The 19,921-nt window shown below is 71.7% G+C and carries 15 protein-coding genes; 12 read left to right on the forward strand and 3 right to left on the reverse strand.

Translation table 11 applies throughout. The features are described 5' to 3' along the window. The first annotated feature begins 94 nt into the window (after nucleotides 1–94). Nucleotides 95–541, forward strand: coding sequence for a DofA protein (locus OV427_RS03895; RefSeq protein ID WP_267854760.1), 447 nt, complete (start codon nucleotides 95–97; stop codon nucleotides 539–541). On the opposite strand, the gene OV427_RS03900 is transcribed toward OV427_RS03895, so the two are convergent. After that, the gene (locus tag OV427_RS03900; RefSeq protein ID WP_267854761.1) at nucleotides 510–1,340 is read right to left on the reverse strand and encodes a ThiF family adenylyltransferase; all 831 of its coding nucleotides are present in this window, start codon (nucleotides 1,338–1,340) and stop codon (nucleotides 510–512) included. The genes OV427_RS03895 and OV427_RS03900 overlap by 32 nt on opposite strands. 483 nt (nucleotides 1,341–1,823) lie before the next feature. Between OV427_RS03900 and OV427_RS03905 the strand changes: the two genes are divergently transcribed. Next, nucleotides 1,824–3,251, forward strand: coding sequence for a hypothetical protein (locus OV427_RS03905; protein WP_267854762.1), 1,428 nt, complete (start codon nucleotides 1,824–1,826; stop codon nucleotides 3,249–3,251). 10 nt (nucleotides 3,252–3,261) lie between these two features. Here the strand turns inward: OV427_RS03905 and OV427_RS03910 are convergent, their stop codons facing one another. Then, the gene (locus OV427_RS03910) at nucleotides 3,262–5,052 is read right to left on the reverse strand and encodes a sigma 54-interacting transcriptional regulator (protein ID WP_267854763.1); all 1,791 of its coding nucleotides are present in this window, start codon (nucleotides 5,050–5,052) and stop codon (nucleotides 3,262–3,264) included. Between the two features lie 225 nt (nucleotides 5,053–5,277). Here OV427_RS03910 and OV427_RS03915 point away from each other — a divergent pair, with 225 nt between their 5' ends. Continuing rightward, entirely contained in the window at nucleotides 5,278–5,976 is a 699-nt protein-coding gene (locus OV427_RS03915; protein WP_267854764.1) for a hypothetical protein, read from the forward strand. 3 nt (nucleotides 5,977–5,979) lie between these two features. Then, entirely contained in the window at nucleotides 5,980–6,777 is a 798-nt protein-coding gene (locus tag OV427_RS03920) for a DUF4126 domain-containing protein (RefSeq protein ID WP_267854765.1), read from the forward strand. Between the two features lie 20 nt (nucleotides 6,778–6,797). Here the strand turns inward: OV427_RS03920 and OV427_RS03925 are convergent, their stop codons facing one another. Further along, nucleotides 6,798–9,476 (reverse strand): pentapeptide repeat-containing protein, encoded by a 2,679-nt coding sequence (locus tag OV427_RS03925; RefSeq protein WP_267854766.1) that lies wholly within the window; start codon nucleotides 9,474–9,476, stop codon nucleotides 6,798–6,800. 170 nt (nucleotides 9,477–9,646) lie between these two features. On the opposite strand from OV427_RS03925, the gene OV427_RS03930 reads away from it, so the two are divergent. The 8 genes from OV427_RS03930 to OV427_RS03965 all read left to right on the forward strand — a co-directional run bounded on the left by OV427_RS03930 (nucleotide 9,647) and on the right by OV427_RS03965 (nucleotide 19,910). Then, a complete protein-coding gene (locus OV427_RS03930; RefSeq protein WP_267854767.1) occupies nucleotides 9,647–10,264 on the forward strand; it encodes a 4Fe-4S single cluster domain-containing protein in 618 nt (205 codons plus the stop codon). After that, nucleotides 10,261–11,346, forward strand: a complete 1,086-nt coding sequence (locus OV427_RS03935; protein ID WP_267854768.1) for a hypothetical protein — start codon at nucleotides 10,261–10,263, stop codon at nucleotides 11,344–11,346. Before OV427_RS03930 ends, OV427_RS03935 begins: the two co-directional genes overlap by 4 nt. Continuing rightward, entirely contained in the window at nucleotides 11,343–11,909 is a 567-nt protein-coding gene (locus OV427_RS03940) for a hypothetical protein (RefSeq protein WP_267854769.1), read from the forward strand. The genes OV427_RS03935 and OV427_RS03940 overlap by 4 nt, the downstream gene beginning before the upstream one ends. After that, nucleotides 11,906–14,032, forward strand: a complete 2,127-nt coding sequence (locus tag OV427_RS03945) for an AAA family ATPase (RefSeq protein WP_267854770.1) — start codon at nucleotides 11,906–11,908, stop codon at nucleotides 14,030–14,032. Before OV427_RS03940 ends, OV427_RS03945 begins: the two co-directional genes overlap by 4 nt. Then, nucleotides 14,025–14,291 (forward strand): hypothetical protein, encoded by a 267-nt coding sequence (locus OV427_RS03950; protein ID WP_267854771.1) that lies wholly within the window; start codon nucleotides 14,025–14,027, stop codon nucleotides 14,289–14,291. Before OV427_RS03945 ends, OV427_RS03950 begins: the two co-directional genes overlap by 8 nt. Nucleotides 14,292–14,418: 127 nt before the next feature. Beyond that, complete coding sequence (locus OV427_RS03955) at nucleotides 14,419–15,531, forward strand: pectin acetylesterase-family hydrolase (RefSeq protein WP_267854772.1); 1,113 nt, start codon at nucleotides 14,419–14,421, stop codon at nucleotides 15,529–15,531. Nucleotides 15,532–15,591: 60 nt separating this feature from the next. After that, nucleotides 15,592–18,864 carry a hypothetical protein gene (locus OV427_RS03960; protein ID WP_267854773.1) on the forward strand — a complete coding sequence of 1,091 codons (3,273 nt, stop codon included), beginning with the start codon at nucleotides 15,592–15,594 and terminating at the stop codon, nucleotides 18,862–18,864. Beyond that, the gene (locus OV427_RS03965) at nucleotides 18,861–19,910 is read left to right on the forward strand and encodes an AAA family ATPase (RefSeq protein WP_267854774.1); all 1,050 of its coding nucleotides are present in this window, start codon (nucleotides 18,861–18,863) and stop codon (nucleotides 19,908–19,910) included. Before OV427_RS03960 ends, OV427_RS03965 begins: the two co-directional genes overlap by 4 nt. The last annotated feature ends 11 nt before the right edge of the window (nucleotides 19,911–19,921 follow it).

The raw sequence follows: 19,921 nt of genomic DNA on the forward strand, positions 1-19,921 counted from the left end.
GCGCCCCAGAACCGCCCGCCAGCGCCATGCGTTTGCGGGTGAGAGGGGGACCGGGAGCTTCCGGTCTTATTGCGCGAAGGAGCTGTGCGACGTCATGGGAACTCCGGTCTTCAAGACAGCCATCATCGACAGGGTCTTCTTCCTCCGCTGGGAGGCGCCTCCCAGCCACGAGGAAATCCGGACCGTCTTCAGCCAGATGCGGGACGTGTACGAGGAGCTCAAGCCGCCGCTGGTGCTGGTGGCGAGCCTGTCCCCGAAGTCGTCCGTGCCCAACACCGAGCAGCGCCGCCACCTGTCCAACCTCCAGTCGGACGCGCGGCCGCTCTTCTCGGAGATTCACGCCATCGTCGAGGGCAATGACCTGCAGTACAACCTCCAGCGGGTCATCATCTCCGGCATCAACCTCGTCACGCGCACCTACGACGAGGCGTACCACCGCGTGCACAAGCACGCGGACATGGTGGCGCCGTACCTGAACAAGCGCCTGGGCGTGGACGGCGTGAAGGTCATCAACGAGGCCCGGACGCGCGGCGTGGTGTGAGCTGGGGCCGGCCGGGCTTCAACGAGGCCCGGACGTAGCGGTGGTCGAAGAAGTCCACGTAGAGGTACTCGGGCCACGACACCATGGCCCGAGGGCCGTGCATGACTCCGCGCATCAGCTCGCTCACCATCATCCCCGCCGCGGTGGTGGCGCCCACCACGCACGTGGGCGCGTGCCCCGTGCCCTGGTAGCACGCGTCCATGTACTCCTGGAGCATGTAGCTGCCCAGGTGGGGGATGATGGCCGGCAGGTCGATGCGGCCGTCCGGCAGGATGTAGAGCTCCTCGTAGAGCGGCGCGTCCGGTTGGAAGACGTGCAGCGCCGCGCCGAAGCCCAGCATCAGCCCCGTCATGACGGGCACGCCGCGCGCGCGGCAGGCGCGGTGGAGCGCCTGCTTCTCGCGCGCGCCCGCGATGTCGATGACCTCCACCACGCAGTCCACCGGTGGCAGCCCCGCGCCGCCGGCGAGCACCTCCTCCGCGGTGTCCTCCGTGATTCCCTCGCGCACCCGTCGCAGCCGCAGGTCCGGGTGGATGTCCAGGCACATCCGCCCCACCACCTCCACCTTGGACTGGCCCAGCGTGCTCTCGAAGCAGCCCACCTGCCGGTTCATGTTGTGCCGCTCGTACGTGTCGAAGTCCGCGAGCGTCAGGACGCCAAGGCCCATCCGGGCCAGGTCCACCGCGCACTGCCCCCCGGCCCCGCCCACGCCCGCGACCAACACGTGCGTGTGTGCCAGTTGCTCCATCGTTGCAGGACCAATGACACCGAGGTTTCGCTGGAAACGCGGTTCCACCATGGGGCCTCCCGGGTAGCGCTACACCTCCCATGTGCGCCCGTCCCCCTCGGTGGGGCGAGGGCCGAAAAGACTCGGGTGTTCAGCACCCCGTCAGGTTCTCCGGTGCTGTCAGGACTCATGCAGGTGTGCCGCCCTCCAGGACTAATCGGCCCTTGCTGGATCTCCCCACCTGTGTTTATTGGCGAACGCTCATCGCCCTCAGTCCATGCACTGCCGGCGGCCACTCGCTCGTGCGAGGTGCCGCACAGGTGACGTGCCCGCTTCAGTGGTGAAGCAGGCCCGGAAGTCCCGTACCTGGCAGGGCATGTCAGGGGTTCGATCCAGAGTGGGCTTCACACCTGAAGCTCACGTCTGGAAAGCACTCCTGGGATTCCAAGGGTTTAGGGGGTGGCTTGGATTCTGCTCGGAGGGCGACTCAGCAGGGGGAGCCCCGGGACCGGCGGTTGGCTTCCTCCGAACCCCTTCCGTTGATTCGAGGTCTGTATGCGTTTCTTGTTCATTCTCTGCGTCTCGCTGGCCGGTGTGACGCTGGGTTGTGGTGTTGAGACGGGCTCGGCCAGCCCGGTCGACGAGTCACCCCAGGTCGTCGCCGCGGAGGCCACGCTGCCGGCCGTCGCCGCGAAGGCCACGCTCCAGGGCATGGAGGCGAAGCAGACCGCTGCCTGGTGCGACGCGCGCGACGTGCTGTTCGGCAACGTGGCGCACTACCGCCTGCGGCTCCGCGTGGGCCCGGGCGCATTTGACTTCATCACCCTCCACCGCGTCGTACGCGAGGACGGCCCCTGGCGGCCGGCGCGTACGAACCGCTCCGTCTTCATGGTGCATGGCGACGGGTGGGGCTTCGAGGCGGCCTTCCTCTCCAGCGTGGGCTCGGCGCAGGTGCCGGCGGACCAGTCCATCGCCGCCTTCCTGGCGAAGGAGGGCGTGGATGTGTGGGGCATTGATTTGCGGTGGGCGGGCGTGCCCGCGGGCACGCAGGACTTCTCCTTCATGGCGAACTGGACGCTGGGCACGCACGCGCAGGACGTGGGCACCGGCCTCACGGTGGCGCGCGCGCTGCGCCTCGTCACGGGAAGCGGCGGCAACGGCTCCATGCACCTGATGGGCTGGAGCCGCGGCGCGGCGGTGGCGTACGCGTACATGAGCCTGGACGCGAAGCTGCCGCGCGGGCTGCGCCAGGTGGATGGCTTCATCCCCGTGGACATGGTGCTGCGCTACGCGCCCCAGGACGCGGACCAGCAGGCCTTTGCCTGTGAGCGCCACGCGGTGCTGAACGCGGCGCGCCAGGCGGGCCGGGTGGAGGGCGGCCTGTTGGGCCCCGCGCCCGGAATCACGTTGCAGCTGCTCGGCCAGCTCGCCGCGACGGCGCCCAACGCGCCGTCGCCGCTGCTGCCCGAGGACGTGTTCGGCCCGGGCACCGGCAAGCCCACCAACCGCAAGGCGGCCATCGTCTCCGCGGCGGCCACGGGCGCGCTGCTGGCGCCGCTCAAGGCCATCACCCCGGGCTACCACCTGATGGCCGCCATGCCGGACGCGCTCGGTCTTCCCGAGACGATGACCTTCACCCGCGAGGCCTACCTCTACGAGTACGCGCAGCGCGCCGCGCCGTACCAGAGCCTCAACGAGGTGGTGGAGACCGAGGCGTGGGCGTGTGGCCTGCCCGTGCCGTACGACGACAACCTCCACAAGGTGACGGTGCCGGTGCTGTACGTGGGCGCCGCGGGCGGCGTGGGCCGCTATGGCGAGCACACCCTCACGCTGCTGGGCAGCCAGGACGTCACCGTCCTCACCGCGCGGACGCTGCCGGAGGCGGCCCGCGCGCTCGACTACGGGCACGCGGACCTGTTCCTCGCGAACGACGCGAAGGAACGCGTCTGGAAGCCGGTGCTCCAGTGGGTGAAGACGCACTGAGGCCTGAAGCCTAGTCCTCCGCCTTCCAGAGGCCGTGGCGCCGGGCCCTGCGGCCCAGCGTCACCGGGTCCATGCCCAGCGCCACGGCCGCGCGCCGCAGCACGCCGCCGTGGCGCTCCAGTGCCTCGCGGATGAGCTCGCGCTCCACCCGCTCCAGCCGCGCGCGCAGCGAGCCGTCTCCCGCGTGCTCGTTGCGCACCGGCACCGTGGCGCCCAGCACCGGCGGCAAGAGCCGCTGCGTCACCACCTCGCCCGGGCGGGACAGCAGCACGGCGCGCTCCATGACGTTGCGCAATTCGCGCACGTTGCCCGGCCACGCATGGGCGCGCAGCGCGTCCTCCGCGTCCGGGGCGATGCCGCTGGCGGAGCGCTTGAGGACGCGGTTGAACAGCTCCAGGAAGTAGCGCGCCAGCTCGGGCACGTCCTCGGGCCTGTCCCGCAGGGGCGGGATGTCGATGGTGAAGCTGTTGAGCCGGTAGAAGAGGTCCGCGCGGAAGCGCCCGGCGCGCACCTCCTCGCCCAGGTCCTTGTTGCTGGCGGCCACCACGCGCACGTCCACGTGGCGCACCTGGGGGCCTCCCACCGGGCGCACATCCCCCGTCTCCAGCACGCGCAGGAGCTTCGCCTGGAGGTTGGGGGTGGTGTTCTCGATTTCGTCCAGGAAGATGGTGCCACCGTTGGCGAGCACGAAGAGGCCCGGGTGGTCCGCCACCGCGCCGGTGAAGGCGCCTTTCACGTGGCCGAACAGCTCGCTCTCCAGCAGCGTCTCCGACAGCGCGCCGCAGTCCTGCGCCACCAGCGACACGTCGCCGCGCCCGCTGAGCCGGTGGAGGATGCGCGCCAGCACCTCCTTGCCGGTGCCCGTCTCGCCCTGCAGCAGCACCGCCACACGGTGGGGCGCCACCAGGCGCACCATCTCCATCACCCGCTGCATGGCCCCGCTGCGGAAGCCCACCTCGTCCGCGCCCCGGCCGCCCGGGGCCGCCGGGAGCGCCTGGGTCAGCGCCCGCTCGCGCAGCAGGTTGCGCTCCAATTCCAGCGCCATGCGCCACTGCTCGGTGCGCACGCCGTGCTCGCGGCCCGCCTCCAGCACCGCCTGGCGCAGGGCCTCCGGCGTGGGGTGGGTGCCGGGGGCGCGGAAGATGCGGCCGGAGTTGAAGAGGGCCACCAGCCGCTCCGGGGCGGCGGGCGCGCAGTAGACGATGCGCGAGGCGAGGTCGCTCGGTGGCCCGCCGCCGGACACGTCCAGCTCCGCGCGGCGCAGGGCCAGCGACTGCACCAGCGCCAGCGCCTGCTCCTCGTCGTGCCCGCACACCAGCAGCGCTGCGGCGTCGCCTCGCGTCAGCAGCGTGTGGACCTCGTCGACGTGCGAGGCGAAGTGGGGCGTGGCCTGCCCCTCCAGCGCGGCGCGCACCCCGCGGGCCTCCAATTCGCTGGCGAACGCCACCACCACCTGGATGTGCGTGGTGGTGAGGTAGCGCGCCAGCTTCACCCGGTCCGAGCCCTCGAAGGTGCGGAACACGACGCCGAGCGACGTCACCGGCCCGGATGCGTCGTGCCGCCACCGCACGTCCCCGAGCACGCGGATGTGCTCTCCCGAGTCGGGCAGCGAGAAGGACAGCTCCACCTCCTCGCCCTCGCGAGGCCCCTCCGCGATGTCGCGCGGAGTGGCAACCAGGCCAATGCCCGTGTCGCTGATGTTGACGGCCCAGCACCCATGGAGTGCGGGCTGCGTCACCACCTTCACGTACAACGGCTTGCGCTCGCTTCGAGGGGCGTAGGCGGACACAGGCCGCGTCATGGCTGACGCACTCTACTTCAAAGGTGAAGCTCTGACGGGAAATTGCCGCGAAAGAGGATTCAGCATCCATCACTCGCGCGCCGGGTGAGGGCGCGCTTCACGGGGCGGGGCTTCCCGCACCCGGTGCGGGTGGGGCAGCGCGGGGCGTCCCATTGGAAAGACCATTCCCCACCAGTACCGTCTACACCTTGAAGGCTCTGGAATGAGGGGGAAGTCACCGTGACGATGAGTGCCACCGGGGTCGCCGGCAGCGAGGAGCACGAGCTCGCGCTGCTGCTGGGCGGCCGCTGTCGCCGCTGCGCCGAGAAAATCCCGGGCGGCGCCGTGCTGCGAGGCAGACCGTGTCCCGGGTGCGGCGAACAGACGCTTCCGAGCCCGGCCGACCGGGAGATGCTGCACCAGCTGGCCTCCGAGCGCGCCTCCGCGCGGCTGTGGGTCGCGGTGGGCGTGGTCGCGGTGGCCAGCCTGGCGGCGAGCTGGTTCCCGCTGCTCACGTCCCTGCTGCTGCTGGCCGCGCTCTTCTGGATTCGGGCGACGCTCGTGCAGCCGGCGCTCCAGTTGCTCACGCCCCAGCGCCGACAGGTGTCGCGTCTGACGTTGCGGCTGGCGGCGGCGTGCTTCCTCGCGGCGTCCATCATCCTGTGCGAGCTGCTCACCTTCGTCCCCGGCTTCGGCGCGCTGGCCAAGGTGGTGCTGAGCACGGGCCAGGTCGCCGCCGCCGGCCTCTTCGCGCGCCGCTACCTGGGCTGGCAGACGGAGCGCGAGGCCCGGGGCATCCCCATGGCGGCATGGGAGGTGGCGCTGCTCGTGGGCTTCCTGCTGACGCTGCTGGCCTTCACGGCCGCCTCGGTGGCGCTGCTGTGGTGGGTGTTCCAGAAGCTGGGGCTCCTCCAGTCGTTCCTCGCCGCCCCGGTGGGAGGCTGAGCCATGCTCTCGTTCGCACTGATTTCACAGCTCATCGGGCTGAGCAGCGCGTCCGGCACGCGCGCGGGGGGAAGCCTGCTGCTGCTGGCGCTGGCCGCGCACTTCCGCTTCCTCGCGCTGCCCTCGGACATGGCCTGGATGGCCACGCCCGAGGCGATGGGCATCTTCGTCACCCTGCTCGCCTTCGAGATGTACACGCAGCGGGACGGGGACCTGCGCATGTTCCTGGGGTCGGCACAGCTCGCGCTGAGCGCTGGCAGCGGTGCGATGGTGGCGCTCGCGTCCATGGGCGTGCAGACGGGGCAGTTGCATCCATGGGCCGTGGGCGCCGTGGGCGCGGGCATCGCGGTGGCGACGCTGTCGATGCGGCAGCGCCTGCAGCAGAGCGTGGACCAATTGGAGTCCGAGCTGTTCCACCCATACCGGTGGCTGATGCGCACGGAAGACTTCCTGGGCCTGGGCGTGGCCGCGGCGGCCATCCTGTGGGCACCGCTGGCCCTGCTGCTCGTGCTGGTCTTCACGGTGGGCTGTGTGGCGGCGGGCCTGTTGGCGCGGCGGATGGAGGCGCGCTCGCGGCGGCCGTGCCCCGCGGGTTGCGGAGCGTCCATCCGGCAGGAGGCCTCGCGCTGCCCGAAGTGCAAGGCAGAAGTGCCCGTGGCGGTGAAGCTGGACCTGCGGCTCGGAGGCCGGGCACGGGATGTGGTTCGCGGAGCGCTGCCCTCGCAGTTGCCCATGTTCCGCGACACCGCCACGGCGCGAGACGTGCCCGCCGAGGGGCTGAGAAAACACGGCGGGCAATAGTCGGCGTCGACGGGGTGGAGCTACGGCTTGAAGCCCTTCGGCCACCGGGTCTTCGCGTCGTGATTCACGTCCTTCAGCTCGGAGGGAAGCCTCACCCCGCGCAGGTCCGTGCCACGAAAGTCGACGTAGGTCAGCCGGGCCTTCGAGAAGTCCACGTCGTGAAGGTCCGCGCCGTCGAAGCGCGCGCCGCCCAGGTCCGCCCCGTCGAAGCGGGCCCCGCGCAGGTTTGCCCCGGAGAAGACCGTCCGGCCGCAGCTTGCCCTGGAGAAGTCCGCCTCGCGCAGGTTCGCGCGCCGGAAGACGGCGTCGAACAGGTACACCTTCGAGAAGTCCGCTCCGGGGAGCCGGGCCTCGGTGAAGTCCAACACCAGCAACTGGTACCCGCTCAGGTCGAGCCCCGCCAGGTCGATGCCCTGGAGCGGCACGGGGAACCGTTCCCCGTGGACGTCCATGTAGCGCTTGCGCCAGGAGTTCCACCGCTCCGTGCCGGCCTTCACCTCGTTCCGGAGCATCGCGACGGCTTCGTCTCGCGTGGGAAGAAGCAGTTTCATGAGCTCCCGCTCGGAGAGCTGTGTGAATTCCGCCCCCTTGGACTTCAGCCCCGGCGCCACGCTGGCCGCGGCCCCCTCCCCCAGCACCAGGTGTGTCACCTTCGCGTCGGGTCTGGAGGAGACGGCAGCGCCGAGTTCCCTCAGCAGCTGCTCGCGGAACGTGGGCTTCGCCTCCTTGAAGCGGCCGGCGAAGAGGAAGCACGCGCCCGCGAGACGCTTCTCGAAGAGGCCGGCCGGCTTGCCCGTCACGGCGTTCTTCGCCTTCCGTCCCTTTGCGCCCGTGCGCGCGGCACCGGACTCCGCCTCCGCTTCGAGCACGAAGGGGACTTCGTCAGAGACCTTCGCCGCCTCCAGGGTCTCCACCACCACGCTGCCATCCGGGCCCACCCAGGCCACCGCATCACCGAGCCTCGCGATGGGCCTCGACTCCTTCACCAGCACGTCGGGCCGCGCATCCTCCGAGTCCGGCTGGAGCCAGCGCGCCTTCGCCGGGGCAGAGACGTCCGCGATGAGCAACCGTCCCAGCGAGTCCGCCACCGCGACGCGCGTATCTCCCACGAAGGCCAGCTGACCCAGGCAGGCGTCGTGACGCTCGAGCCGGCTCACCGTCTCGCCGCTGCGCGGGTCCACGAGGAGCAACGCGCACTCCGCATCATCGCGCTCGCTGTCGGCCACACTGACGGCAATCCAGCCACGCGGAGAGACGGCCAGCCCCTGCACGCTCACGCCGAACGCGGCGTCTCCCAGGGAGATGTCGCGCACCACCTGTGGCGTCTTCCCCAGCCGCCACAGGTGCAGCGCGTTGTCTGCGGTGGCCAGCCACGCATCCTTCGGGCCGAAGGCACAGGCCTGCACCCGCTCCTTGTGCGGGAGGTCCGCCTTGAGGAGGCCCCGCTTCAGCGCCCATACCTGGACGGTTTCCTGGGCCGGTGCGGCGAGCAGCGTCTCGTCCCGGGAAATCGCGAGCGGACCCGAGGCGTAGCTGGAGAGCATGAAGGCCTCGCGCGCCTCCGCGTCGAGCGACTTCCCGACGAAGATGGAATCGTAGTCGAGCCGCACCAGCACGCCGGACGACAGGCCCTTCGCGTCCGTGGGAGAGAACCCGGCCTCAATCTCCGTCCGCTTCCCGGTGTCGCGCGTCCAGGAGACGCAGGAGGCTCTCGACGTGGCAACCACGGTGCTCGGGGTGAGGGCCAGCCCGAGAATCGGCGACGGCGCGGCGTCCCCGACTCGCGACGCGCCGTCCACCGCCGACCACACACTCAGCGCACCCGGGGTAGAGCCGGTGGCGAGCCACTGGCCATCCGGAGAGAGCGCGGTGACCGCGCCCTGCGCGTGCCGCCTGGGCACGTCGATGGTCGGCCCCTCGTCGCCGTCCGGGACGCTCCACGAGCGCAGCCGGTGCTCGTTGCCGAGCGAAAACGCGCGCGTGCCATCCGCGGAGAATGCGACCCAGCGGCAACCGGCGCCTCCCCCCACCTCGAACGAGTGATGGGCCACGAAATGCGACACCGGCTTCAAGCTACTCACCGCCCACAGCTCCACCTTCCCGGTGCCATGGCCGACCAGCAGGTGCTCCCCCGTCGGTGAGAAAGCCAGGGTCAAGACCTTGGTGCTCTTCCGCTTCGCCCGCTCCTCGCCGGTGTGTGCGTCGAACAGCCGGACCGTCCCCTTCGACGACCCGGTCGCCAGGAGTGCTCCGTCCATGCTGAACGCGACGGCGTACAGGTCTCCATCCTTCTCCTCGAGCTCGTGGAGGACGGTGGCGCGCCCGGCGTCACGGACCAGGGCCTTGGAGCCTTCGATGCTGACGAACAGGGACCGGTCCCGGTTCATCGCGGCCAGATGGAGGTCCTGCGGGCCCTTGAGCGTCCACGCCGGCTTGCCCTTGGCGGAGATGCGGCGGATGAGCCCCCAACCCCCGACCAGGACGTCGCCCCCCGGCAGCGAGTGGACCCCGCGCAGGCTGCCCTCGAGCTCCCGCTGCTCGACCCCTGCGCCACTCGCCACGTCGAAGGACACCAGGCGGGAGGTGGCACTGCCAGGAAGGACGGCCCACAGCCGTCGTGAGTCGGGAGAGAAGTCGATTCCGACAAACTGGCCGGGGACGTTGAAGGGCGTGGCGCCGTACTCGCGTCGGGTGGGCATGATGCAACCGGATATACATCAGCCGCACGCCAGCCCATCATCCTGCCGGGCAGGCGCCCTTCCCCCACACGTGGCCAGGCTTTGGGGCATCTCCCCGAAACCGACCGCCGAAGTGGACACACGCCCCTCCCCGGGACGGGGCCGCTCCTGGCATGCTGCGGAAGACGCCCATGTCCCCGGCCCACGGCACCTCTCCCACTCCCGACAACTGCCCCGTGCTCAGGGTGGCGCAGGTCGTCCCGCGCACCGAGGCGGAAGGGCCGGGCGTGCGCTTCTCCATCTGGGTCCAGGGCTGTGCCCTGCGCTGCCCGGGGTGCTGCAACCCGGAGATGTTCGCCTTCGAGCGCGGCACCGTCATGACGGTGGAGTCCCTCGCCGCGCGCATCCTCGCCACCCCCGGCATCGAGGGCCTCAGCCTCCTGGGCGGCGAGCCCACCTCCCAGGCCGGCCCCGCCGCCGACCTCTGCGAGCGCGTCCGCGCCGCCGGCCTCAGCGTCATGGTCTTCACCGGCCACACGCTCGCGGAACTGAAGGCCCAGGCGAACCCCGACGTGGAGCGCCTGCTGCGCACCGTGGACCTGCTGGTGGACGGCCGCTTCGAGAAGGACCAGCCGGAGACCCGGCGGCGCTGGATTGGCTCGCGCAACCAGGTCATGCACTTCCTCACCGGGCGCTACTCCCCCGACGAGCCCCAGTTCACCGCCCCCAACACCGCCGAGATGCACCTCGTCGAGGGGAAGCTCGTCATCAACGGCTGGCCCGAGCTCGCCAACCGGCTCCGTCCATGATTCGCGTCTCCACCGCCGAGCATGACCTGCTCACGCTCGCCCGCGCCATCATCGGCCTGGGACAGTACACCCCCGTCGAGGACCTCCTCCGCGACAGGCACACCGTCCCCGAGCGCCTCAGCCCCGGTGCGATGCACGCGCTGCGCGACACCCTCTCCAAGGGCGCCGTCCTCACCCTCGCCCGCTGCGGCGGCTGGCGCACGCAGCGCTACCTCGACGGCGGGCAGGAACGCTCCGGCCGGCTCTGGGAGCGGCACCCGCCGCCCGCGCTCCACTTCTCCGCCCTGTGCTTCCAGACGCTGCGCTGGATGCTGGAGCAGCCGCTCGTGAAGCACGGGTGCAAGTCGCTCGACGCGGAGAGCGGACTCACGCTCGCGGACGAGCTCTTCCTCTACCTCTGCGGCCGCCTCGTGGCCGGCACGCCCTGCGCGAAGGCCGTGGGTGAGCAGGCCCTCTTCCGGCGCTCCGCCCTCTGCTGGCTCGGCGTCCCCGAGCTGTTCGGCGCCGCGCCTCCGAAGCTCACCGCCGCATCCTTCGCGCCGCTGCTCGCGGACGGCGGTTGGCTGCTGGAGGCGCTGCGAGAGGACCTCGCGCGCCGCTGGCGCCGCCTCGAGGAGTCCAAGCGCTTCATCCACGAGCCCGAGGCGCTGGTGGCCCGGGGCACCGCGCAGGAGGTCGTGCTGTCCGCGTTCCTCGACGCCGTGGACACCGCCGGGCGTCGAGACCTCGCCGGCTTCCTGCTGGAGGCCGGACGCCCCCTGCTGGAGCAGCCCGCGTCGCGCTGGGTCGAGGGCCTGTCCCCCACCGCGTCCCTGGGCCTGCGCGCCGCGGCCGCCCGTGCGGCGGGGGGCTACCTCCGCGCCCTGGGCCGGCTCGCGCGCTGGGATGCGGACCACCGCGCGGTGCGATTCTTCGACGACGGCTATGACGCCGCCCAGCTCCTCCTCTCCGAGTGGGGCCCCTTCGGCGAGGCCGGCTTCCGCCGCGCCGCGGACCTGGAGCGGGAGCTGGCGTCGTCCCTTACGACTGCCAGCGCGATTCCAGCTACCCTTCCCCCTTCCCCTCCCGGGAGCGCCCCATGAGCCGCGCCTACCGAGTCTCCGTCTCCGAGTCCCTCAACCGCGTGGTGCAGGCCGACGACGGCATCTGCTCCAAGCTGGAGCTGCTCCCCCTGCTGTCCCGCGAGGAGCTGGCCGACTTGCTCGCGGCGGAGCTGGAGGGCCGGGGCTTCACCCGTGACGGCGACGTGGCGGTGCGCACGGAGTCGGACGGCGTGCGCATCGCCGTGGACGTCACCACTGGAGACGTCAGCGTCACCCTCGCCGACCAGGCCGAGGTGAAGCTGACGGCCCGGGGCGAGGTATCCGTGGCCAATCCCGGCGACATGAAGCAGGCCGAGGTCAAGGCACGGGAGAAGGCGCGCACCCGGTTGGAGGACGAAGCGCAGGATGCCTCCGAGCGCCTGCGCGAGCAGGTGACGCGCCGCCTCGAAGGTCGCCTGCGAGACCTTAAGTCCGAGCTGGATGCCGTGTCGAACAAGGTGACGGCCGACGCGCTGAAGGTGCGCGCGGGGCAGCTCGGCACCGTGGAGGAGATTCACGAGGACGCGGCCACCGGCTCGCTCACCATCAAGGTTCGCGTATGAGCCAGCGAATCTCCGAGGACACGCTCCCCACCGAGCTGTCGCCCTTCGCCGCCGTCGAGGCCGCCTACCCCGCCGAGCTGAACCGTGTCTGCGAGGCGCTGCTGCGCGGGCTGCCGGTGATGATCGAGGCCGACAAGGAGCTGACGCCCTTCTTCTACAAGTGCCTGCGCGACAGGCTGAAGAAGGACGGCAAGCAGTTCCTCTACCTGGACGGCCGCGCCGCGCAGGAGCCACCTCCGGGCATGCCCGCACCGAGCATGATGGCCACGCTCATCGGCCAGCTCCGGGACGCGGTGCGCGGCGCGGTGCGCGAGCGCATCGTCGTGCTGCCCCACCTGGACCTGCTCACCACCAGCAGCGGCGGCCTCACCTCCGAGGCGCGCGAGGTCATCCCCCTCCTGTACGAGAACCCGGAGATGCTCTGGGTCGGCTTCAAGGACCCGTCCTTTCCGGTGCCGCGCGTCATCGAGAACCTCTTCCCACACAAGGAGAGCATCCTCGGCGTGGGCCGCGACAGGCTCCGCTACCTCATCACCCAGCGCGAGAGCCGCAAGTTCGGCCGGGGCCTCCAGCCCTACGCGCTCTACAAGCACGTCTCCGGCGTCAACGCCGTGCGCCTGCGCCGGCTGCTCGGCGCGATTACCGGCGAGGACTACCCCGCGGACCCCAGGCCCGCATACGCGCAGCTCCGCTCCGCCACGCTCACCGGCAACCTGAGCGTGCCGGACATGGACCTGAACGCGGACATCGGCGGCTACGCCAAGGTGAAGCAGCGCCTCCAGCAGGAAATCCTGGACGTGCTCGCGCACAAGGACACGCTGAACGACCCGGAGGCGGTGAAGCGCGTGGAGGGACTCCTGCCGCGCGGGATGATTTTCTGGGGCCCTCCGGGCACGGGCAAGACGCTCTTCGCCAAGGCCATGGCGTCGTCGCTCGGCGCGGCGGTGCAGGTGGTGAGCGGCCCGGAGCTGAAGAGCCGCTGGGTGGGCGAGAGCGAAGAGAACCTCCGTCAGATTTTCGTCCGCGCCCGGCAGGCGGCGCCCAGCATCATCGTCTTCGACGAGCTGGACTCCTTCGCGGCGGCGCGCGGCACCTTCACCGGCTCCGGCGTGGAGCACTCCATGGTGAACCAGCTCCTCACGGAGATGGACGGCTTCCGCAAGGAGGAGCTGGTCTTCGTGGTGGGCACCACCAACTTCGTGGAGTCGCTGGACCCGGCGCTGCTGCGCCCCGGCCGCTTCGAGTTCCAGCTGTGCATCCCCTACCCCAACAGCGCGGACCGTCGCGCCATCCTGTCCATCTACGACAAGAAGCTGGGCCTGGGGATGACGGAGCGCGCGCTGGACTACGCGGTGAAGCGCACGGGTGACCTCGTGGAGGGCACCGGCACGCGCTTCTCCGGAGACCACATCCAGGCGCTGTGCCGGGCGCTCGCGCGGCGGCGGCTGCGCGACGGCACGCAGGCCCCCACCGAGGCTGTCGACGTGGAGAAGGCCCTCACGGACTTCCTGGACCGGCCGGAGCTCACGCCCGCGGAGGAGAAGGTGGTGGCCACGCACGAGGCCGGCCACGCGGTGTGCGCCCTCTTCTGCCCGCATGCGCCCGCCATCGACCGCATCAGCATCCGCGGAGACCTCGCGGGCTCGCTCGGCTTCGTGCAGTACGCGGACCCGGCGCACCGCTACGTCGTCACGCGCGGGCAGATGCTCGACAGCATCTGCATGCTCTTCGGCGGCCGCGAGGCGGAGTCACTCCTGCTGGACGACCTCTCCATGGGCAGCGCGCATGACCTGCAGCGCGCCACGGAGATGGCCCGCGAGCTGGTGGAGGAACTGGGCATGGGCGGCGACGGCGTGCCGGTGCGCCGCTTCGACGCGCCGGGGCGCAACTCCGAGCGACACGCCCTCTCCGACGCCACGCGCGGCACGCTGGAGGCCGCGGTGCAGGAGGTGCTGGAGGTGCAGCGCGCCCGCGCCCGCGACATCCTCCGACGCGAGAAGGACCGGCTCGTGGCGCTGCGGGATCTACTCATCGAACGCAAGGTGTTGGACCGCGAGGCCTTCACCCACCTGGCGCCCGCGTCGGCGGCGCCGAAGAAGAAGAAGGAGCCTGCCCTTGGCTAGCCTCATCCTCCGCCTGCAGGTGGACCCCGCGACGGGCCGCAAGGACGTCGTCATCCAGTACGAGAGCGACTCGGACGCGCTGCCCATGGAACACGAGGAGGAACACCGCCGCCTCGTGGACAAGCTCATCGCCGGCGGCACCCTCAAGGCCTCCGAGGTGGGGCGTGTCATCGTCCAGCGCGACACTCCGGCCGGACAGGCCGCGGAGCCCACGTCCTCGGCCGAGGAAGCTTCCGGAAAGGTCGGCCAGAAGGCCTGAGTTGGAGGGCCCCCGGAGCACACCATGGATGGAAGTGTCCAGCCGGCATGAAGCCAGTCCAGACCTGAAGCCAACCTCGGACCGGCCGCTGCCGCGGAATCGCTTTCAGCCCTGATACACTGGTGACATGCGTACGCGCTCGCGGATGTCGCTGGGATTGCTCCTGCTGTCCGCCTGCGGAGCAACGGCGCCCGTCCCTGGTGGAGGCGACACCGATGCGGGGACGCCGGGCCCGGGCGGTGACTATGACCTGCCCTCCATCTCCTACGCGGTGGACGCGGGGGCGCCCATCGACGCGCCACGTGAAACCTGGACGTTCGTCCCGGTCCCCGACGCGCACTGCGCGAATGGCAGCTCCACCGGAATGGCCGTCAACCTGACGGACCGCTCCAAGCGGGTGCTCGTCTTCCTCGCCGGCGGTGGCGCGTGCTGGGAGGCCGCGGCCTGCGCGCTGGGCACTGCCACCCACATCACCGACACCATGGGCGAGGCGCCCGTCCTGGCCGAGGCCGGCGCGCAGAACCTCGCGCCCCTGTTCGACCGCGAGGACCCCGGCAACCCGTTCCGCGACGCGAGCTTCGTCTACATCCCCTACTGCACCGGAGACCTCCACGCGGGTACGCGCGTCAAGACGTATGACTGGTTCGGCCCCAGGAACGTCGAGCACGTCGGCGCGCGGAACATGGATGCCTACCTGCGGCGGCTGCAGCCGACCTTCCGCGACGCCGACCGGGTGTGGCTGTCCGGGGTGAGCGCGGGCGGCTACGGCGCGACGCTCCACTGGTGGCGCGTCCAGAAGGCCCTGCCGTGGGCGCGAGTGGACGTGCTGAACGACTCGGGGCTCGTCATCGACACCGCCGGAGACGGCCGCTACTCCACCATGCAGCAGAGCTGGGGCATGGAGTTCCCTCCGGGGTGTGCCGGGTGCGGCGCGGGCATGTCGGAGGTGCTGGGCTACTCGACGCGCCTGCTGGCGGCCCCACGGCGGTACGGCCTGCTCGGCTACGTCCAGGACGGCACCATCGCCCTCTACTTCGGGCTGAACGGCGCCCAGGTCCAGGCGCGCCTGGAGGCGGCCCGCGCGTCGGCGGAGCCGGGCGTGAAGACCTTCTACCTGCCAGGCAACCAGCACGTGCTCCTCACCACGCCGGACGCCTCCAGCGGCACGGGCCCGTCCGTGCGCGAGTGGCTCCAGGCGATGGCAGGAGATGCCCCGGGCTGGAGCCACGCCGGCCCCTGAGCTGGCGCTGCGCCCTGCCCCGCTCCTGCTCTATGCTCCGGGCATGGAAGTCCGCGGGTGATGTCCACGCTCATCTTTCCCAGCGAGGAAGCGCTCCAGCTCGCGCTCACCTCTGGCCTCGTCGCCGCCGAAGTGCAGTCCGCGCCCGCGCGCTACCGCCGGACCGCTGACGGGGCGCTCCACGTCAGCCCCGACGTGGCGCCAACGAAGGCCGCCGTCCGGGAGTTGGTGTCGCTCGGCGTGCGGGCCGGCGGCGTGGAGTCCGGCGGGTCCACGCCGGTGCTCTGCTGGGCGGAGCTGCTCCGCCCGCGCCGCATCCCCGTCGACGCGGCACCAGGCGGCCCGGTGCTCTTCCTGCCGGCGAGCGCGGACGCGCTGCTGCCTCTGGCGGGAGAGATGCTGCGGCTGGGCTGTGACAGGCAGGAGGTCTGCGTCGCCGGAAGCGCCCGGGGAGACAGCCGGCGGGCCCTGCTACGCGCGGTGGCGCCGCCGTACTTCACCCTCACCGGCGCGCTGGACCACACGGGGGGCCTGCGCGCCTTCGTGCCCGCGGTGCCGGGACAGCACTCCGTCTGGGTGGAGGTGGGCCACACGCACCCGCTCGCGCGCACGCTCCAGCCCGAGAAGGGGACGCTGCTGCTCATTCCCGGCGACGGGCGTTGGCAGACGGCGCCGGACGGGCCGTGGACGGACCTCTACCAGCTCACGGACCTGCGCCTGCCCGAGCCGGCGGAGGAATGGGAGGCCGAGGCCGCACCAGGGCGCCTCTCGGTGCCCCTGCGCCTCACCCGCGCGGCGCGCACGGAGCCCGCCAGCCTGTGGGTGCTCCGCGACAACGCGCGGGCCCAGGTGGAGTCGCTCGTCCACACGCTGCCCGAGGCGCTGCTGGCGCAGCTCCGCTTCGCGGTGGCCGGGCCGCCGGACGCGCCGTGCATCGTCCTGCGGGCGAGGGCGGGCCGCGAGCGGCCACCGGAGCTGGGCCTGTCCGGCATGGCCTACGCACCGCTGCCGCAGCTCGCGGACCTGTACCTGCCGTGTGACGGGCTGCTGGAGCCCCCCGTGCGGAGGGACAGGCTGCGCGCGCTGCTCACCCCCGAGCGCGACACCGTGACGTGGCTGCACCCCACGGGCCACGGAGCCTTCCGCGCCGAGCGCCTGCCCGAGTCCGCCTTCCATCCGCTCGACGCGTGGGTGGACTACGTGGTGGACACGGGCGCCGCCGCGCTGGTGCCCTGGGTGCGGGGAGCGACGTTCGACTTCGAGGCCTTCGAGGCCGCCGCGGGCGAGTGGCAGTCCGCCGCGCCGCAGAAGGCCGAAGAGGACGACGAGAAGGACCCGCGCTCGTCCCGTCGCTCGCGCCGTGTCGCCGCGTCGCCACCTGCCGAGCCCGCCGAACCGGCGACCCGCAACGCAAGGCGCGCCACGGAGGCCGCGTCCCCGGGCGCGAGGCTGGCCCCGCTCACGCCCGCGCAGCTCGGCGCCGCGGAGCAGGAATTGGCGAAGCTGGAGAAGTCCTTCCTCGCGCTCGACGCCCCGGCGGACTCCGCGGAGCGGCGGCAACTCTGGGTGCGCATGGCGGAGCTGAATGGCCAGCTCGGGCGCAGGCGCGACGCGGGCCTGTGCTGGACGCGGGCGCTCTGGGAGAGCGCGGGCACCGAGGCCGCCGAGCTGGCCGCGCGCTGGGCCGAGGCCGAGACGGACGGCGCGCCCTCTACCGCCGTGTTGCTCTCGCGCGCGACGCCCTCGGACGACGACGTGCGGGCGCTCGCCAGCAGCCTGGCGCGCGCGGTGCTGGCGCCTGGAGGAAAGACTCCCGGTGACGTGCCTTCGCTCCAGCGCTGGCTGGACCGGCACGACGCGGCGCTCGACGTGCGCTCGCTGTGGCTGGCTCGGGCCTCGCTGGACCGGCTCTCGGGCGGAGACCCGCTCGGGCTGGCGCGGGCGGGAGACCGGCTGCTGGAATTGCTCCAGCGCGGCCTGTCCCTGGCGCGCGACGTGCCCCGCTTCCTGCGCGCCGGCACGGACGCGACGCACGCGCCCCGGCTGGTCGCGCAACTGGAGGCCATGCAGGAGCGCTTCGAGCGCACCACGCGCCGCCGCTCCTCCATCGAGGCCCCGCCCGTCCTCACCCAGGCCTATGTCCGCTACGTCTTCGCCTGCGGGCTGGCGCGGCTGGGACAGGCGGACCGGGCACGGGCGCTCGCCGTCTCCGCGTCGGAGGCACTCGATGCGACGGAGCCCATCCACGGCTTCCTCTCACGGGCCTACGGCGCGCGCGTGGCGCAGGCCCTGGAGGGACAGGCGCCGGAGACGCCGCTGCCGCCAGACATCGCCGCGGAGCTGAACGCGCTGAACACCTTCCAGCGGTACAAGGTGGACCGGCTGCGGCAGTCTTCCGCGCTGCTGGAGCCGAGCGAGCGGCTGGACCCCGCGCGGGCCTTCGGGCGCGGCGCCCGCGACCTGCGCGGCGAGGAGTTCGCGGCGCTGCGGGACATCCGGGACCCGGCCAGGGTGGCTGCCGAGGTCGAGGCGCTCACCGCTCGCGCCACCGCGCCGAAGCTGGCGGCTCCAGAGCGCCAGCGGCTCCTGGGTGGGCTGCTGGACACGCTCCCCCGGCTTCCCCCGGCGCGAGCGCTGCCGCTGCTCGACAGGCTGGTGGGCGCGCTGGAAGGGCTCCCCGGCGAAGTCCAGGGGCAGCTGCTGGGCGACGCGCTGACGCTGGCGGCCCTCTTCGGCCGGGCGGACCGGGCCACGGCGCTGGCCGGACGCCTGCGCAAGGTGCTGGCGGGGCTGCCTCCCGAGTCCCCGGCGTGGGGCCAGGGCCTCTTGGGCGTGAGCCTGCGCGGCCTGCGCCGGGTGGGTCTGTCCCGCGAGGCGCGCGAGTTGGTGGATGCGACGCAGGGGCTCCTCGCGAAGCCGAAGACGCCGCTGCCGGCGCAGCTCGGCGTGGCCTCGGGCCTGGCGATGCTGGGACGCACCCAGGAGGCCCTGCCCGTGTTCGACCGGGCCTTCGAGTCGCTCACCGCGGCGAAGGGTGCGCTGCCGGAGCGGCTGGCGTTGACGCGGAGCCTGGCGGGCGCGCTGGCGCACGCGCCGGTGGACGTCGCCCTGCCCGGGCTGGCGCGGCTGTCGGAGCAACTGCCGAACGTGACGGACAGCTACAACACGAACAGCCACTTCTGCCTCTCCGTGGTGGAGCTCGCGGACGCGCTGGTGCTGGGCCACGTGGAAGTGGGCCAGGGCAGCGGTGAGCGGGCGCGGAGCTGGCTGGACGAGGACGAATTCCTGGTGCGACGGCGCATCCATCGGGAGCTGGAGGAGCGCACAACATGAGCAGTCTGCCCCGGCGCGAAGAGTCACCCGCCGTCGACCCCATCAGCGAGCTGTCCTTCGACGCGCTCTCGCGCGAGGCCCACGCCTTGCGCGAGCGACTGAACCGCTTCCGGCTGGCGCTGGGCCGGCACTTCGTGGGCAAGCAGGACCTGGTGGACCTGATGACCGTGGCGGCGGTGGCGCAGGAGCCGCTGCTGCTCGTGGGCCCTCCGGGCACGGCGAAGTCGGACCTGGTGCTCAAGTTCCGGGACGCGCTGCGCATTCCCAACGAGGACTACTTCGAGTACCTCCTGACGCGCTTCACTGAGCCGTCGGAAGTCCTGGGCCCCATCGACATCAACCTGCTGCGCCAGGGCCGCTACATCCGGCGCGAGGGCGGCAAGCTGCCCACCGCGCGGCTCGTCTTCCTGGACGAAGTGTTCAAGGCCAGCTCCGCCATCCTCAACGCGCTGCTGACCGTCATCAACGAGCGCAAGTTCTACCAGGACGGCGCGCCCCAGCCGGTGCGCCTGAAGGTCCTCTTCGCCGCCACCAACGAGCTGCCCGAGCACGCGGAGCTGGGCGCGCTCAAGGACCGCTTCTGCCTCAAGGCCGCGTGCCGCCCGGTGCAGGACCGCTACTTCCTGGAGCTGCTCGACTCCGGCCTGGACTCGCAGACCTACCGCGAGATGAACCAGAAGCCGTGGGCGGAGGGGCATGCCTCGCTGGACGACGTGCTCAAGGCGCACCGCTACCTGACGCTGATGATGGGCAAGCGCGAGACGGGCCCGGACGGGCGCGAGCTGCGGGACCGGGATTTGTTCTTCCGCGACGAATTGCTGCGCGAGTTCCGCCGCGTGGTGCAGACGCTGACGCGCGAGGACGGCGTCTTCATCAGCGACCGCAAGCTGGTGAAGCTGTACCGGCTGCTGCGCACCCGCGCGTGGATCTTCCACGGCGGCGCGGTGGAGCGACAGGACCTCCAGCTCCTCTCCTACCTGGGCGAGAGCCGCGAGGAGATTGATTTGCTGGAGGAGAAGGTGCCCCGGCTGCTGGGGCTCACCTGAAGCCGGGGCCG

Origin of the sequence: Pyxidicoccus sp. MSG2 (assembly GCF_026626705.1) — a bacterium.
Taxonomy (GTDB): Bacteria; Myxococcota; Myxococcia; order Myxococcales; family Myxococcaceae; genus Myxococcus.